This is a genomic window from Winogradskyella sp. PC D3.3 (genome assembly GCF_054366245.1).
The window spans coordinates 1,544,707-1,560,353 of record NZ_CM135962.1 but is presented as its reverse complement, the minus strand read 5'-3'; the positions used below and the strand labels follow the sequence as shown (position 1 = coordinate 1,560,353).

Below are 15,647 nucleotides of genomic sequence, written 5' to 3'. Positions count from 1 at the left end.
TAATTATGTATCCATTATATTTTGAATTCCTGCTTACACAAGAATTACAGATCTCTATAAATTACGAACCGCATTTTTAAATTGCCGTCCTCGGTCTTCATAATTTTCAAATAAATCGAAACTAGCACAAGCCGGAGACAACAATACATTATCACCAGCATTAGCCAATTTGTATGCTATCTTTACCGCTTCATTCATGTATTGGGTTTCGATAATCACATCTACCATATTTTCAAAAGACTCCATAAGCTTCGCATTATCTACACCAAGGCAAATAATTGCTTTTACTTTTTCATTTACAAATTGGAATAATTCTCTATACTCATTCCCTTTGTCTACACCTCCAACAATCCAAACCGTTGGAGCATCCATACTTTCTAAAGCGAAATAGGTTGCATTAACGTTGGTTGCTTTTGAGTCGTTGATATATTGCACTTTATTAATCTTTAACACGTGTTCCAAGCGATGTTCAACACCTTGAAAATTCTCAAGACTTTCGCGTATCGTTTGTTTTCTAATTTTAAGTAAATGCGCCACAGTAGAAGCTGCCATTGCATTCTTCACGTTGTGTTTCCCTTCTAAGGCTAAATTATCTGTTGGCATAATGATTTTATTATTATCTATTGTTATTATTATATTGTTATTGTCTAAATAGGCGCCTTCCTCAATAATTTTTGTTAATGAAAAAGGCAATTTTTTGGATTGAATTTGATGCGTTTTCATATAGTCTAAAATGACCTCATCATCCGCATCATATATAAAATAGTCCTCCTCTGTTTGATTCTCTACCACTCTAAATTTTGAAGCGATATAATTTTCAAACTTATAATCGTATCGATCTAAATGGTCTGGTGTAATATTGGTTATAATCGCAATTTTTGGTTTAAAATCTTTGATATCATCCAATTGAAAACTGCTAATTTCCAACACGTAGTTATCATGATTCTTTTCTAAAACCTGCTTCGCGAAACTATCTCCAATATTTCCGGCTAAACCCACACCCAAATCTTGACTTAACAAATGATGTGTTAACGTTGCCGTTGTAGTTTTACCATTACTCCCTGTAATAGCCACCAAAGTAGCCTCTGTAAATTTTGAAGCAAATTCAATTTCGGAAACCACCGAAATTCCTGCATCACGAATTTGTTTCACCAAAGTCACTTTATCTGGAATCCCAGGACTTTTCATGACGATGTCTGCATTTAGAATTTTTGATTCCGTATGCTGTTCATCTTCAAATTCAATCTCATTATTTAAAAGAACGTCTTTATATTTTTCTTTAATCTTTCCTTTATCTGATACAAATACATCGTATCCTTTTGCTTTTCCTAAAAGCGCTGTTCCGACTCCACTTTCGCCACCACCAAGAATTACCAGCCTTTTCATTATCTAATTTTCAAGGTTACTATAGTTATAATAGCTAGAAGAATTCCCACAATCCAAAAACGCGTAACAATCTTGCTTTCATGATAACCCGATTTCTGATAGTGATGATGCAAAGGGGACATTTTAAAAATGCGTCGTCCTTCTCCAAACTTCTTTCTGGTGTATTTGAAATAACTAACTTGTAATACCACCGATAGATTCTCTGCTAAGAATATTCCGCATAAAATTGGAATTAACCATTCCTTACGAACGGCAATAGCAATTACAGCGATAATACCACCGATCGTCAAACTCCCTGTATCACCCATAAATACTTGAGCCGGATACGTATTATACCACAAAAACCCAATTAAAGCTCCAACGAACGCTGCGATGTAAATGGTAATTTCCTCAGCTCTTGGGATATACATAATATCTAAGTATCCTGAAAACACAATATTACTAGAGACCCATGCAAAAATTCCCAAGGTTAATACAATTATAGCAGATGTTCCTGCTGCAAGTCCATCTATGCCATCGGTTAGATTAGCTCCATTTGAGACTGCTGTAATAATGAAAATACTGACGAGAATAAACACAACCCAAGTATATTTACCTAAGCTAGGACTAATCCATGTAATTAAATCTGAATAATCAAACTCATTATCTTTTAAGAAAGGAATCGTTGTTTTAGTCGATTTCTCTTCAGCTTTAAATAATTTTGATGCTTGTATATTTGGGTTTTCAGCACGAATTTCATTTTGTTGCTGAATAGGCAACTTTTCTTTCAGCGTTACATCTTGATGAAAAAATAAGGTTGCACCAACTATAACCCCTAATCCAACTTGACCAAGCACTTTGAATTTACCTTTTAAACCTTCTTTATCATTTTTAAATTTCTTAATATAATCATCAATAAATCCAATAGTACCCATCCACAACGTTGTAACAATCAGAAGGATGATATAAATATTTTCTAATTTTGCTAGAAGTAAGACTGGAATTAATGTTGCTAGAATGATAATAATTCCACCCATAGTTGGCGTTCCTGCCTTTTCAACCTGACCTTCTAAGCCTAAATCACGAATCGTTTCTCCTACTTGTTGTTTTTGCAAAAATCGAATAATACGCTTACCATAAATCGTAGAAATCAATAACGACAATATCATGGCCACAGCTGCTCTAAAGGTTATAAACCCAAAAAGTGATGCTCCTGGCAACTGAAATTGTTTTTCTAGATATTCAAATAAGTAATACAACATTCTCTTGTTACACTTTAATACCTGTCTGGTTAAAAAAAAACTAACAGGAAGATTTTATTTATTTCTGCAATTGTTTTAAATACTCTTGAACGATTTTATAATCATCAAAATCAAAGCGTTCACCTTTAATCTCCTGATAGGTTTCATGTCCTTTACCTGCAATGAGAATAATATCCTTTTCCTCTGCCATTTGACACGCTGTTTTAATAGCTTGCTTCCTATCCGTTATGGATAATGTTTTTTTAAAATTTTGTGGTTCCACTCCTTTTTCCATATCTTCAATTATGGTTTCAGGCACTTCATTGCGCGGGTTATCACTAGTTAAGATCACCTTTGTACTTAAAGCAGAAGCAATATGTGCCATTTTTGGCCGCTTTGTTTTATCTCGATTCCCACCACAACCCACAACGGTTATTAGAGATTCATTTTTAGTTCTGATATCATTTATAGTTTCCAAAACATTCTTTAAGGCGTCTGGTGTATGTGCATAATCAACAATCGCAGTAATCTTGCCTTCTGAAATAAAATATTGAAAACGTCCAGCAACATTTTCAAGCTCACTTATTAACCGTAATATTTCATCCTTATCCAAGCCCAATAATTCGGCCGCTCCATAAATGGCTAGAATATTATAAGCATTAAAGCTCCCTATTAATCGGGTCCACAATTCACTTTCATTAAGCTTTAACAACAACCCACTAAACTCATTTTCTAAAATCTGAGCTCTATAATCTGCATAATTTTTTAAGGCATACGTATATTTTTTAGCTTCTGTGTTTTGAAACATCACTAAGCCATTTTTATCATCGATATTGGTTAATGCAAACGCCTCTTTTGGTAATTGATCAAAAAATCGTTTTTTAACATCTCTATATTCCGCAAACGTATCGTGATAATCGAGATGGTCGTGTGACAAATTTGTAAAAATACCACCTTCAAACTTCAAGCCTTCTGTTCTACTTTGATGAATTCCATGCGAACTCACTTCCATAAAGCAGAATTCCACACCCTCTTCATTCATCAACTGTAAATATTTATTAATCGTCAATGAATCTGGCGTTGTATGCGTTGCCTTATAAGTGGTATTATCCACCATAATCTTTACAGTTGACAACAAACCGACTTTATAACCCGCTTTTTTAAACAATTGATACAGCAAACTTGAAACTGTTGTTTTCCCATTAGTCCCAGTAACTCCAACGAGTTTTAAATTCTCGGAAGGGTGACCATAGAAATTAGCCGCCATATACGCCATAGCTTGATTAGAGCTCGCTACTGATATATAAGTGATTCCATTTTCTAGAATTTCTGGAAGCCTTTCACAAACTATTGCAGTTGCTCCGTCTTTAATAGCTTTCTCTATATAATTATGACCATCTGTTAAGGTTCCTGAAATAGCCACAAAAACATCATTGACTTCAATTTGACGTGAATCAAATTGAACGTTGCGCACCGTAATATTGGTGCTCCCAACGACAGCATTAATAGTAACCTTATATAATATGTCTTTTAATACCATCATGACGCTTCTAAAACAATGGTTTGATTGGTTCGTAATTTTTGATGCTTCTCTACCGATTGCTTTTTAATAACACCAGTACCATTTAATTTCACCTTAACATCTACATGCAAATTTTCTAATAACGCTATAGCATCCATAGCAGGCATACCAACCACACTAGGCATCAATTCTTTATATTTGCGCGCAATTTCATAGTAGCTTTCAAAATCCTCGTTAACTAACTCATCTTTAAAATCCAAAGTCTCAAGCTCATCTATAATTGGTGTATCTGTATATATTTTTTGCGCAATTCTTTTAAATACTGGTCCAGATACATCAGCACCATAATACCCAACTTTTGTACTAGGCTTATGAATAACAACAATGCAAGAATACTTTGGGTTATCAGCCGGAAAGTAACCTGCAAATGAAGAAATATACTTTCTATCTTTCCTCCATTCTTCAGCGTTTGCATAGTCTGTTCTAGCCGTACCTGTTTTACCTGCCATGGAAAACGTTTCAGAATACATACGTTTCCCTGTCCCACGAATAATTATATTTTTAAGAATATCTTGTATTTCTGCTAGGGTTTTATCTGAACAGATTTTATCAACTAATACTTCTTTCTGAAAAACTTCGATATTTTTATCAAATGACTTAACCGCTTTTATAAAGCGTGGTTTTATTAACTCACCATTATTTGCAATCGCATTGTAAAAAGCTAAAGTTTGCAGTGGTGTAATGGTAAGATTATAACCATAAGCCATAGACGGCAATGCATTTCGACTCCAATTGGACTTACCAGGTTCAGGAATATCTGGAATACCCTCACCCATAATTGAGAGATCTAAAGAATCATTAAGCTTCCATTGCTTTAGACGATTAATAAATTTCATCGGCTGCTTAGCATAATTATCATCTATAACAGTAGCCATTCCTATATTAGAAGAAACCTCTAAAGCCTTAGCTACAGAAATCTTACCATAACCACCTCTATGGGAGTCACTAATCGTTCTTCCATAAAAACGTTTATTTCCATTTTGAGTATCCACAACCGTAGACGTATCAATAACCTTATCCTCTAAGGCTGCCATTATTGCCATTATTTTAAACGTAGAACCCGGCTCATGAGATTCATAAACGGCATAATTACGCTTCTCATAATAGGTACCCTTAGACGTTTTAGCCAAATTAGCAATCGCCTTAACCTCTCCTGTTTTCACATCCATAACCACAACACAACCATGTTCAGCCTCATACTTTTCTAATTGCCCAAGCAAAGAGTGATGTGCAATATCCTGAATATTAACATCTATAGTGGTATAAACATCATAACCATCTTTTGGCTCAATCTGATCGAAATCTCGAATAGGCTTCCATTGCCCATTACCTATTTTTTGTTTTAAACGTTTACCATTAGTACCTTGCAAATACTTCTCACCAAAAGCACCATCAATACCTGCTCTACTCACATTACCCTCATCATCAAAACGTTCATAACCAATAGAACGCGCTGCAATTTCTCCCATTGGATGCTCTCGTCTTGTTGTTTGCTCTACAATAAGCCCACCTTTTATTGCACCTAAATTTAGTAATGGAAAATTGCGCATTCTGATATAATCGGAATAGCTAATATTTCTGGCCAGCAAAAAATATCTGTTTTTATTTTTTCGTGCTTTACGAATAACATTCTTATAATACGAAGCTGGCTTTCCCTTGTATGCATGAAGCGAATCTGCCAAAGCACCAATATATTTTTCAAACGTTGCTTCTTTCGCCTGAACAGCATCAATTCTAATATCGTATTTAGGAATCGACGTCGCCAACAAACTGCCGTCTGCAGAATAGACATTACCACGATTTGCAGGAATATCAAAATTCTCTAACGTACGCTTATCCGCAAGCGCCCTATATTCATCACCTTGAATAAACTGAATACTCACCAACTTGAACACCACAGCCAAGGCGAACACAAACATGCAGCCTGCTACGAAATACAATCTGTTTAATATGTTTTTTTCTGTTATTGCCAAAGCTTATTATTATTGACGTTGTGATTTTACTCGTTAATCGAGATTTAATTATACTTAAGACGGTTTAAACCCCATCTTATTTCTTAATCTGTATGCTTCCCTACTTTTGAGGTTTTTACTATTATTTTTGTTGGTGGGTTTAAGGAGATCCCAATTCCTTTATCTTTCATTTCAGCTTCTACAAAAGATTCTTTTTTAAGCTGCATCAGCTTTCCTCTTTTATCCACAAATGCCGAACGTAATTCTTTCACTTCATTTGTAAGCTTTGCGATTTGATATACTTTTTGATCCGCACTATGCGAACTTGCAATCATTATTATTGCTAGAAATGAAATAAAAATGATGATACGCCAATTTTTAAACGAATCATCACTGATTAGAAACTTCCCCCTTAATATGCCGTATATGTTTTTTTTCATATTTTTTTAGCAATCCTCAGTTTTGCACTCCTAGCCCTATTGTTTTGTTTTATCTCTTCTTTTGAAGGCACAATTAAACCTCCAACTTTTTTTAATGGCACTTCAAAATTTCCGAACATATCACGCTCAGGCTCCCCTTCAAACAACCCATTTCTAATAAATCGTTTCACCAATCGATCTTCTAAGGAATGGTATGAGATAAAACTCAATCTCCCGTCCTTTTTTAAGACCTCAGGTGTTTGCAGCAACAGCTCTTTTAACGCCTCAATCTCCTGATTCACTTCAATACGAATCGCTTGATAGATTTGTGCCAAAACTTTATTTTCTTTTTGATGATTCAAAAACGGCTTTAAAACCGCTTTTAATTGCTGACTTGTTTTAATTTCAGCTGTCTTTCGCTCCTCAACAATCACCCTTGCCATTGCTGGCGCATTTCTTAATTCACCATACTGAAATAAGACCGTTCTTAATTGCGCTTCATCATAATTATTAACAACTTCAAAAGCAGACAACTTACTATCTTGATTCATTCGCATATCCAAATCTGCTTCAAAACGCGTAGAAAAACCGCGCTCTGCAACATCAAACTGATGCGATGACACTCCGAAATCTGCTAAAACTCCATCAACTTCTTTAGCTCCATAAAATCTTAAAAATCGTTTTATAAATCTAAAGTTCTCATTAATCAACACAAAACGATCATCATCAATGGCGTTTTCTAAAGCATCCTTATCCTGATCAAAAGCATATAGTTTTCCATTAGGCCCTAACCTAGATAAGATTTCTTTGCTATGCCCACCACCACCAAAAGTGACATCGACATAAACACCATCGGGCTTAATAGCTAAACCATCAACGGTTTCTTTAAGTAATACTGCATTATGATAATCCATCGTCATCTTCCTCTTGTCCCATGACTTCTTCGGCTAAATCAGCAAAATCTGAAGCCGCATCATCAATAGCTTGTTCGTATTTATCTTTATCCCAGATTTCGAGTATATTAACAGCAGAAGCTAAAACCACTTCTTTTTGTATACCAGAAAAACTGATCAAATCTTTCGGAATTAATAATCTCCCCGCACTATCCACTTCTACCATTTTAACTCCAGCAGTAAAACGTCTAATAAAATCATTGTTCTTTTTCTTAAAACGATTGAGCTTATTTATTTTCTCCATCATTTTATTCCATTCAGACATCGGATACAATTCTAAACACGGCTGAAACACAGCACGCTTTAAAACAAAACCATCTTGCAAGGCCGATGACAACTGTTTTTTTAGCACAGCAGGTATCATTAGCCTTCCTTTGGCATCAGCTTTACATTCGTATGTTCCTATAAATGAATTCAAAAGGTTTCGTTTACCACTTTAACGATTAATATTCAAAGATATTGAAAAAATCACCACTTTTTACCACATTCTACCACATTTGTTGATAAGTTTTAGTTTAAAAACCTCCTGTTATATTTTAACACCAATGAATTCGACTTTTAAGCAATTATTTTTGAGTGGGAATTATTAACAACAAGCCTCTTAAAATTCTTACGATAAAAAACATTGATATTTTTTCCATATTATTTATATTCTAAAGGATTTAGTTATATTTGTTTCTAACACATAAGCACGAACTCGCACATGGTACACCTTTTAAAAAAAGAAAAGGAATTTAGATATATTGAAGTAGGCGAAGGCACACCAATTATTGTGTTGCACGGCCTAATGGGTGGGCTCAGCAATTTTGATGGCGTGACTAAATATTTTAGTTCTAATGGCTATAAAGTTATTATTCCAGAACTACCAATTTATAGCATGTCGCTACTAAAAACTAACGTCAAAAGCTTTGCTAACTACCTAAGAGATTTTATTGATTTTAAAGGTTTAGAAGACGTTATTCTACTGGGAAACTCTCTTGGTGGACACATCGGTCTCTACCACACTAAACTATATCCTCAAAAAGTAAAAGCACTTATAATCACAGGAAGCTCTGGACTTTACGAAAGCGCCATGGGAGGTGGCTACACTAAACGAAGCGATTACGAAGTGATGAAAAAGAAGGCACAAGACGTCTTTTATGACCCAGCTGTGGCAACAAAAGAAATTGTAGACGAGGTCTATGAAACTGTTAATGATCGTAATAAACTCATAAAAACCTTAGCCATTGCAAAAAGTGCTATAAGGCATAACATGGCTAAAGATTTACCAAAAATGAATACACCAATTTGTATTATTTGGGGAAAAAACGATACAGTAACTCCACCAGAAGTCGCTGAAGAATTTCATGAGTTACTACCAGATTCTGAATTGCATTGGATTGACAAATGTGGCCATGCCGCAATGATGGAGCATCCTGATGAATTTAATGAAATTTTAATGCGCTGGCTTAAGAAGCGTGGATTTTAGGTAAAAAAAAAGCTTGACTACTGAAAAGTTGGAAGCAGGAAGTAAAAATATTACACAAAGGTACAGAGACACAAAGCTTATACTTAAAAAAAATCACTAGTATTTGTCCTTTTGAAAAACCCGCTTTTTTTACTTCACAAAAGACTAAGTTTAATTAAATAAGACTCCTGTTTTCACGGGAACTGAAGATGAAGATAAAATCAGCTGAATTTATAGTTAGTAATTCCGAAGTGGCTAAATGCCCTAAAGACAACCTACCAGAATATGCTTTTATAGGACGTAGTAATGTCGGAAAATCGTCATTGATTAACATGCTAACCGATAGAAAAAGTTTAGCAAAAACTTCTGGCCGTCCGGGAAAAACTCAATTAATTAACCACTTTATTATTAATAAAAACTGGTACCTAGTAGATTTACCAGGTTATGGTTATGCTCGTGTTTCTAAATCTTCTAAGAAGAAATTTCAGAAGTTTATAACTGATTATTTTGAGCAACGTACTCAATTGGTATCTGCTTTTGTATTAGTAGATATAAGACACAAACCTCAGCCCATAGATGTAGAATTTATGAAATACATGGGTGAAAGCGAGATTCCTTTTGGCATTATTTTTACCAAGGCGGATAAGTTAAAACCAAAAGCGATTGAACGTCATGTAGATGAATACTGCCAAGAACTACTTAAATTCTGGGAAGAATTACCACCCTATTTTGTGACATCTGCTTCTAATTATACAGGCAAAGATGATGTGCTAAATTTCATTGAAGACACCAACGAAGAAATTGAACAACTAAGAAACAGCAACTAAGTCTTCACATCCAAAGCATCACGCAAAGCATTCCCTACCAGCATAAACGCCATTACCAAGAGCATAATACAAAGCCCTGGAATTAAGGCTAAATATGGTTTGCCCAAAATAATATAATTGTAATGGTCTTTTATCATCGCTCCCCAACTTGCCATTGGTGGTTGTGCTCCAATGCCTAAAAAACTCAGTCCACTTTCTATTAAAATGGCCGCTGCAAAATTGGCTGCAGAAATAACGATTAATGGTCCAAAAACATTAGGTAATATGTGTTTTGTGATAATTCTATAATCATTATAACCCAAAGCTCTTGCTGCTGTTACATATTGCATTTCTTTAGCACTAATGATTTGTCCTCGCACCACTCTTGCCACTTCTACCCACATCGTTAAACCTACAGCTATAAAAACTTGCCAAAAACCTTTCCCTAACGCTAATGTTATAGCAATAACTAATAATAAGGTTGGAATGGACCAAGTGATATTAATAATCCACATGATAAAGGCATCTATTTTCCCTCCATAGTAACCTGCTAAACTTCCCATTATAAGCCCAACAATTAAGGAGATAAAAACAGCAACAAAACCAATAAAAAACGAAATCCTTGAGCCTATCAAAATTCGGCTTAAATAATCTCTTCCGTATTTGTCTGTGCCAAAAACAAAGCTTCTGTTATCAATATAAGATTCATAGTTTGAATTTGGAAATCGTGACACCGCAATTTGTTTTTCGTTACCTAATACTCCGTCTGAAGCATATTCTACATAATACAAGGCTCCATCTTTTTCGTTATAAGATTGAATAGGAATCTCTGTATCCGTATTATTTGTTCCAAAGAATAATTTTGAAACGAGGTTTTGATCCGATGCAATTCCTGAAGGAATAGTTAGCATTTGCACTTCAAAACCAGGCGATTTTGAATGAATAGACAAATGCATTTGATTTGCATTACTAGAAGCATCTGGCGCTAATATATAAGCAAAAATAGACATCAAACCAATACACGTGATAATACCCAAACTAAAAACGCCCCAAAAGTTCCTTTTAAACTTTTGAAGCGCTAAGCTTGTTAATGAATTATTTTGATTGCTCATTTATAATTTTAATTCTTCACAGAATTAGCCACTTTATTTTTTACAGCATAAGTCATTTTTAAATCGTGAAGTACGTTAATCGCTTCCTCTACATAAACATCTTTTGCTAAAGCTTTATGCCAACGGTTACGCTTTTCTAACAATACAGAATCTTCATTCATTAGTTTTACTTCATAAGGTAAAGAACTAAAGGTTAAATCCGTTTGGTACTCTGAAAGTTTTGAGAAACGTTTAGCTTCCTCTTCGTTAACCTGCATTTCCTTTTTATAAGTATCATAATTTAACGAATACGACTCACGATCTCTTATTTTCTTCACCCATTGTGCGTTTGCATCAATAAGTTTCAATTGTTCATTCGCAGCCATTCTTGCTTTACTCTTACTAATGGTAGTATCATAATCAAAATAATTGCCCCAAACTTCATAATCTGCAGCATCAATTTTATCCCAAGGTAATGGGTTTTCTTGATCTTTTTCACCAATATTGATATAGCTATAACGGTCCGGAACCACAACATCACTTTTAACTCCTTCTAATTGCGTAGAACCACCATTAATTCTATAAAATTTCTGAGTGGTAAACTTTAAAGCCCCCATGTCTCCTTTAGTATTATTTTTAACCATTCGGTTTAAGTCCATTACCGTTTGTACTGTTCCTTTACCGTATGTTTGTTTACTACCAATAACAATACCTCTTTTATAATCTTGCATTGCAGCCGCTAAAATCTCAGAAGCAGATGCTGATAATTCGTTAACCAAAATCACTAATGGCCCATCCCAAACTATCGATTTATCTTTATCTCTAAGCACTTCCTTAGCTTCACCGGTTGTTTTTACTTGCACTACTGGTCCGTCTTCAATAAATAAACCAGCAATATCTACTACAGTTTGTAAAGAACCACCACCATTATTTCTTAAATCCATTACCAAACCTTCAACTCCTTCTTCTTTTAATCTTAAAATTTCTTGTTTGATATCTGAAGCCGCATTTCGCTCATTATAATCTTCAAAACTGATATAGAATTTAGGTAAATTAATGATTCCAAACGTTTTCCCCTCTTTTTCTACAATTGAAGATTTCGCATAGGTTTCTTCTAACTCAACAATATCTCTTTTAATAGAAATATCCTTAACGGTTCCATCTACTTTTTTCAAGGTTAAAGTCACGACAGTGCCCTTTGGGCCTTTAATAAATTTAATAGCATCGTCTAGGCGCATACCAACAACATTAACCGCTTCTTTTTCATCTTCTTGCCTTACTTTAAGGATTTGATCTCCTACTTCTAACTCGTCTGCTCTCCAAGCCGGTCCACCACTAATGATTTCATTGACCATAATGCCATCAACTTTCTTTTGCAAACGTGCTCCAATACCTTCAAACTTCCCTGAAATATCTCTATCAAAACGTTCTTTATCTTCTGGAGCGAAATAAAACGTATGTGGATCAAACTCTTCCACAATAGCATTTATATATACAGCAAACCAATCGGCACGTCTTCTGTCATCAATATAATCATAAAGGTCGTCTAATGATTTTTTAGTTGATAATCTCGCTTCAGCTTCAATCTCTTTTAATGATTTTTTACCAATCGCCTTCGGTTTCTTTTTTGATTCAGAAAAATCTATATCTGTAATTGTTTCAGGGTTTAAGTCAATTTCACGCTGAGAAATTACTTCGTCATAATTCGCTATTGTAGAAAACTTAAGTTGTTGTCTCCAACGCTCTTTCATTTCACGTTTATTAGTTACATAGGTAAGATCCTCATAATTTGCGTCGTAATCTTCATCTTTAGAAAAATCGAATGGTTTCTCTAATATGTTTTTATATATTTCTTTAGACTCAGCAATACGTTGTAACAATCGTTGATGTGTAAGATCAAAAAATGAAACATCATAAGCCTTGATTTGATCATCAATTTTATCTCTATACGCTTCAAATTCTTTAATATCCGATTCGTAGAAGTAGCGTTTAAAGGGATCTAAATTGTTTAAATAATCTTCAAAAACATGCGATGAAAAATCATCATTTATATCTTTTGGTTCAAAATGACCTTGATCGAGAAGATAAGTAATCAATTGTATTAGTAACTTATCCTTATCTGGATCTTCAAATTTTTTACTTGTAAAACTACATGAGGCAAATGCTATTAACAGCGCGAGTAATAAAAATTTATAATTCCCTTTCATTTTTTCTTTTTTTTCTTTTTTATTATTTTGATTCGGCAAAAATGTGTTCACCAATTAACTTAACCCTTCAACTAAACTTTCTGAGTTAGCTCGGTTCATTTTTTTATTTTTTATTCTAAATTAAGTAGGCTTTCAATTTTTCACTAAAATAGAAGAAAAAACCGTGCCATAAAAAATACATTCCCTATTTTTTTGTTAAACCTAAGATTACTTATAATTCGAAAGCTTTTTTAGTACTTTTACAACGCATTAAATCTTTACAAAAAATGTCTGCAAGACCTTTAATTTTAGTTACTAATGATGATGGCATAACAGCTCCCGGAATAAGAACCTTGATTTCGGTAATGAACAAAATTGGAAACGTTGTAGTTGTTGCTCCTGACAGCCCACAAAGTGCTATGGGACACGCTATTACTATTAACTCCACATTGCATTTAGAAAAAATTACTGTAGACGGAAAACAACCTGAGTACAGTTGCTCTGGAACGCCAGCAGATTGTGTAAAATTAGCTGTAAATGAAATTTTAGAAAGACGACCAGATATTTGCGTATCAGGAATTAATCATGGTTCTAACTCCTCAATAAATGTAATTTATTCTGGCACTATGAGTGCAGCCTTAGAAGCTGGTATAGAAGGGATTCCTGCAATAGGCTTTTCATTATTAGACTATAATTGGAATGCTAATTTTGAACATTGCACATCGTTTATTGAAACCATCACTAGGCAAGTGCTAGAAAATGGACTACCAGATGGTGTGGTTCTAAACGTCAATCTACCAAATCTTGAAAAAGACGCTATAAAAGGTATAAAGGTTTGTAGACAAGCTAGAGCAAATTGGGAGGAAGAATTTGACAAACGCACTAACCCTATGGGACGTGAGTATTATTGGTTAAGTGGAAAATTTGTGAACATGGACAAAGGAGAAGACACCGATGAGTGGGCTTTAGAGCACGGCTATGTTTCTGTGGTGCCTGTGCATTTTGATTTAACCGCACATCACACTATACAGAAGCTAAACACATGGAAATTAAACACTAAATAGCGCTTACCAAGCTGAAGTATATTCATATGAAAAAGGAAATTTTAATAGGTTTTATTATTGGTATTATAGCCAGCATTTTTGGATTTGTTTTTGCTATTCAGATATTTGGAAAATCCGATGATTGGGGAGTTGTAATTGAAAAAGCCATCGCAGGAGGGTTTTTTACGAAATTAATTAGCCTTGGTGCACTATTAAATTTGGGAACATTTTTTCTATTCTTAAAGAAAAATAAGGATGATAGAGCTAAAGGCGTTTTAATATCTACAGTAGTCATACTCATTATAACGCTTATAATTAAACTTATAAATTAAATGAAACAGCGACTCACAAAATATAATTACGCACAATTAACTGATATAACGCTATTTCATTTGACAAACAAAAAGCAATAACACACATGAAATATTATATTATTGCTGGTGAAGCCTCAGGCGATTTACACGGTTCTAATCTCATGAAAGCCTTGTTTAAACAGGACAAAGACGCTACCATAAGATTTTGGGGAGGTGATCTTATGCAACAAGTTGGAGGAGAACTCGTAAAGCATTATAAGGAACGTCAATTTATGGGATTTGCTGAAGTGATTTTTAACCTCAGAAAAATTTTAGGCCTCATAAAATTCTGTAAAACTGATATTGAATCATTTCAACCCGATGTGATTATATTTATTGATAATTCGGGCTTTAACCTTAGAATTGCCAAATGGGCAAAAGCACTCAATTATAAAACACATTATTATATATCTCCTCAAGTTTGGGCTTCGAGAGCAGGTAGAGTGGAAAAAATAAAACACGATATCGATGCGATGTATTGCATTCTTCCCTTTGAAAAAGAGTTTTATAAAACATACAACTACGAGGTTAATTTTGTAGGTCATCCTTTAATCGATGCCATTGCAGATAGACCTCAGGTTGAAGAAGATGTATTTAGAAAAGCACACAACCTTAGCGACCAGCCTATCATTGCGTTATTGCCAGGAAGCCGGAAACAAGAAATAACAAAAATGCTTGGTGTAATGCTGAGCTTAGTCGATGATTTTAAAGATTACCAATTTGTTATTGCAGGGGCTCCTAGTCAAGATTTTGAATTTTACAAAGGCTTTATTAAAAAGAAAAACATTAAGTTTATTTCTAACCAAACTTATGATCTATTGAGTGTTTCTACTGCGGCGTTGGTCACTTCAGGAACAGCAACATTAGAAACTGCTTTATTTAAAGTCCCACAAGTTGTATGTTATAAAGCAAATGCCATTTCTTATCAAATTGCAAAACGTATTATAACGTTAAAATATATTTCATTGGTGAATTTAATTATGGATCGTGAAGTGGTTACAGAACTGATTCAAGGAGATTTAAATAAAAAGCGCCTTAAAAAAGAACTAACGGCTATTTTAGAGACCAAAAAACGAGAACAACTCTTTTTAGATTATTACGAATTAGAAAAAGTCTTAGGAGGACGAGGAGCAAGCGACAAAGCCGCAAAGTTAATTTACGAGGCTGTTAAAAAGTCTAAATAACACCTTTTATATTTCTCTAAAACAA

General features: G+C 34.3%; 14 protein-coding genes. 5 read left to right on the top strand and 9 right to left on the bottom strand.

Going from position 1 to position 15,647, the window contains the following annotated elements:
* Positions 1-54: 54 nt before the first annotated feature.
* From murD to mraZ, 7 genes are all read right to left on the bottom strand, one after another.
* Positions 55-1,386: a UDP-N-acetylmuramoyl-L-alanine--D-glutamate ligase gene (gene murD / locus ACXGSQ_RS06620; protein WP_458628827.1), complete on the bottom strand. Its 1,332-nt coding sequence runs from the start codon at positions 1,384-1,386 to the stop codon at positions 55-57.
* A complete protein-coding gene (gene mraY, locus ACXGSQ_RS06615; protein ID WP_458628826.1) occupies positions 1,386-2,627 on the bottom strand; it encodes a phospho-N-acetylmuramoyl-pentapeptide-transferase in 1,242 nt (413 codons plus the stop codon). Before mraY ends, murD begins: the two co-directional genes overlap by 1 nt.
* 58 nt (positions 2,628-2,685) lie before the next feature.
* On the bottom strand, positions 2,686-4,149 hold the full coding sequence (locus tag ACXGSQ_RS06610) for a UDP-N-acetylmuramoyl-L-alanyl-D-glutamate--2,6-diaminopimelate ligase (RefSeq protein WP_458628825.1): 1,464 nt from the start codon (positions 4,147-4,149) through the stop codon (positions 2,686-2,688).
* Positions 4,146-6,107 (bottom strand): penicillin-binding protein, encoded by a 1,962-nt coding sequence (locus ACXGSQ_RS06605; RefSeq protein WP_458629333.1) that lies wholly within the window; start codon positions 6,105-6,107, stop codon positions 4,146-4,148. The genes ACXGSQ_RS06610 and ACXGSQ_RS06605 overlap by 4 nt, the downstream gene beginning before the upstream one ends.
* Positions 6,108-6,244: 137 nt before the next feature.
* Positions 6,245-6,580: an FtsL-like putative cell division protein gene (locus tag ACXGSQ_RS06600; RefSeq protein WP_458628824.1), complete on the bottom strand. Its 336-nt coding sequence runs from the start codon at positions 6,578-6,580 to the stop codon at positions 6,245-6,247.
* Entirely contained in the window at positions 6,577-7,473 is an 897-nt protein-coding gene (gene rsmH / locus ACXGSQ_RS06595) for a 16S rRNA (cytosine(1402)-N(4))-methyltransferase RsmH (RefSeq protein ID WP_458628823.1), read from the bottom strand. Before rsmH ends, ACXGSQ_RS06600 begins: the two co-directional genes overlap by 4 nt.
* Complete coding sequence (gene mraZ, locus ACXGSQ_RS06590; protein WP_458628822.1) at positions 7,460-7,930, bottom strand: division/cell wall cluster transcriptional repressor MraZ; 471 nt, start codon at positions 7,928-7,930, stop codon at positions 7,460-7,462. Before mraZ ends, rsmH begins: the two co-directional genes overlap by 14 nt.
* A 285-nt stretch (positions 7,931-8,215) precedes the next feature.
* Here mraZ and ACXGSQ_RS06585 point away from each other — a divergent pair, with 285 nt between their 5' ends.
* Together ACXGSQ_RS06585 and yihA are read left to right on the top strand one after the other, a co-directional pair.
* Positions 8,216-8,980 carry an alpha/beta fold hydrolase gene (locus ACXGSQ_RS06585; RefSeq protein WP_458628821.1) on the top strand — a complete coding sequence of 255 codons (765 nt, stop codon included), beginning with the start codon at positions 8,216-8,218 and terminating at the stop codon, positions 8,978-8,980.
* A gap of 188 nt (positions 8,981-9,168) precedes the next feature.
* The gene (gene yihA, locus ACXGSQ_RS06580; protein ID WP_458628820.1) at positions 9,169-9,786 is read left to right on the top strand and encodes a ribosome biogenesis GTP-binding protein YihA/YsxC; all 618 of its coding nucleotides are present in this window, start codon (positions 9,169-9,171) and stop codon (positions 9,784-9,786) included.
* On the opposite strand, the gene ACXGSQ_RS06575 is transcribed toward yihA, so the two are convergent.
* Both ACXGSQ_RS06575 and ACXGSQ_RS06570 read right to left on the bottom strand, forming a co-directional pair.
* Positions 9,783-10,877 carry an ABC transporter permease gene (locus tag ACXGSQ_RS06575; RefSeq protein WP_458628819.1) on the bottom strand — a complete coding sequence of 365 codons (1,095 nt, stop codon included), beginning with the start codon at positions 10,875-10,877 and terminating at the stop codon, positions 9,783-9,785. The two genes, yihA and ACXGSQ_RS06575, sit on opposite strands and share 4 nt — an antisense overlap.
* Before the next feature lie 8 nt (positions 10,878-10,885).
* Entirely contained in the window at positions 10,886-13,063 is a 2,178-nt protein-coding gene (locus ACXGSQ_RS06570; protein ID WP_458628818.1) for a carboxy terminal-processing peptidase, read from the bottom strand.
* 266 nt (positions 13,064-13,329) lie between these two features.
* Here ACXGSQ_RS06570 and surE point away from each other — a divergent pair, with 266 nt between their 5' ends.
* The 3 genes from surE (at position 13,330) to lpxB (ending at position 15,622) form a co-directional block, all read left to right on the top strand.
* Positions 13,330-14,106, top strand: a complete 777-nt coding sequence (surE, locus tag ACXGSQ_RS06565; RefSeq protein WP_458628817.1) for a 5'/3'-nucleotidase SurE — start codon at positions 13,330-13,332, stop codon at positions 14,104-14,106.
* Between the two features lie 26 nt (positions 14,107-14,132).
* A complete protein-coding gene (locus ACXGSQ_RS06560; protein WP_458628816.1) occupies positions 14,133-14,417 on the top strand; it encodes a hypothetical protein in 285 nt (94 codons plus the stop codon).
* A gap of 86 nt (positions 14,418-14,503) precedes the next feature.
* Positions 14,504-15,622, top strand: coding sequence for a lipid-A-disaccharide synthase (lpxB, locus tag ACXGSQ_RS06555; RefSeq protein WP_458628815.1), 1,119 nt, complete (start codon positions 14,504-14,506; stop codon positions 15,620-15,622).
* The last annotated feature ends 25 nt before the right edge of the window (positions 15,623-15,647 follow it).

What these genes read in the sequence shown, in the direction of transcription:
- ACXGSQ_RS06570 (WP_458628818.1), bottom strand. Translation starts at nt 13,063, where the DNA reads ATGAAAGGGAATTATAAATTTTTATTACTCGCGCTGTTAATAGCATTT.
- ACXGSQ_RS06605 (WP_458629333.1), bottom strand. Translation starts at nt 6,107, where the DNA reads ATGTTTGTGTTCGCCTTGGCTGTGGTGTTCAAGTTGGTGAGTATTCAG.
- murD (WP_458628827.1), bottom strand. Translation starts at nt 1,386, where the DNA reads ATGAAAAGGCTGGTAATTCTTGGTGGTGGCGAAAGTGGAGTCGGAACA.
- ACXGSQ_RS06575 (WP_458628819.1), bottom strand. Translation starts at nt 10,877, where the DNA reads ATGAGCAATCAAAATAATTCATTAACAAGCTTAGCGCTTCAAAAGTTT.
- lpxB (WP_458628815.1), top strand. Translation starts at nt 14,504, where the DNA reads ATGAAATATTATATTATTGCTGGTGAAGCCTCAGGCGATTTACACGGT.
- rsmH (WP_458628823.1), bottom strand. Translation starts at nt 7,473, where the DNA reads ATGGATTATCATAATGCAGTATTACTTAAAGAAACCGTTGATGGTTTA.
- mraY (WP_458628826.1), bottom strand. Translation starts at nt 2,627, where the DNA reads ATGTTGTATTACTTATTTGAATATCTAGAAAAACAATTTCAGTTGCCA.
- surE (WP_458628817.1), top strand. Translation starts at nt 13,330, where the DNA reads ATGTCTGCAAGACCTTTAATTTTAGTTACTAATGATGATGGCATAACA.
- ACXGSQ_RS06585 (WP_458628821.1), top strand. Translation starts at nt 8,216, where the DNA reads ATGGTACACCTTTTAAAAAAAGAAAAGGAATTTAGATATATTGAAGTA.
- ACXGSQ_RS06560 (WP_458628816.1), top strand. Translation starts at nt 14,133, where the DNA reads ATGAAAAAGGAAATTTTAATAGGTTTTATTATTGGTATTATAGCCAGC.
- yihA (WP_458628820.1), top strand. Translation starts at nt 9,169, where the DNA reads ATGAAGATAAAATCAGCTGAATTTATAGTTAGTAATTCCGAAGTGGCT.
- ACXGSQ_RS06610 (WP_458628825.1), bottom strand. Translation starts at nt 4,149, where the DNA reads ATGATGGTATTAAAAGACATATTATATAAGGTTACTATTAATGCTGTC.
- ACXGSQ_RS06600 (WP_458628824.1), bottom strand. Translation starts at nt 6,580, where the DNA reads ATGAAAAAAAACATATACGGCATATTAAGGGGGAAGTTTCTAATCAGT.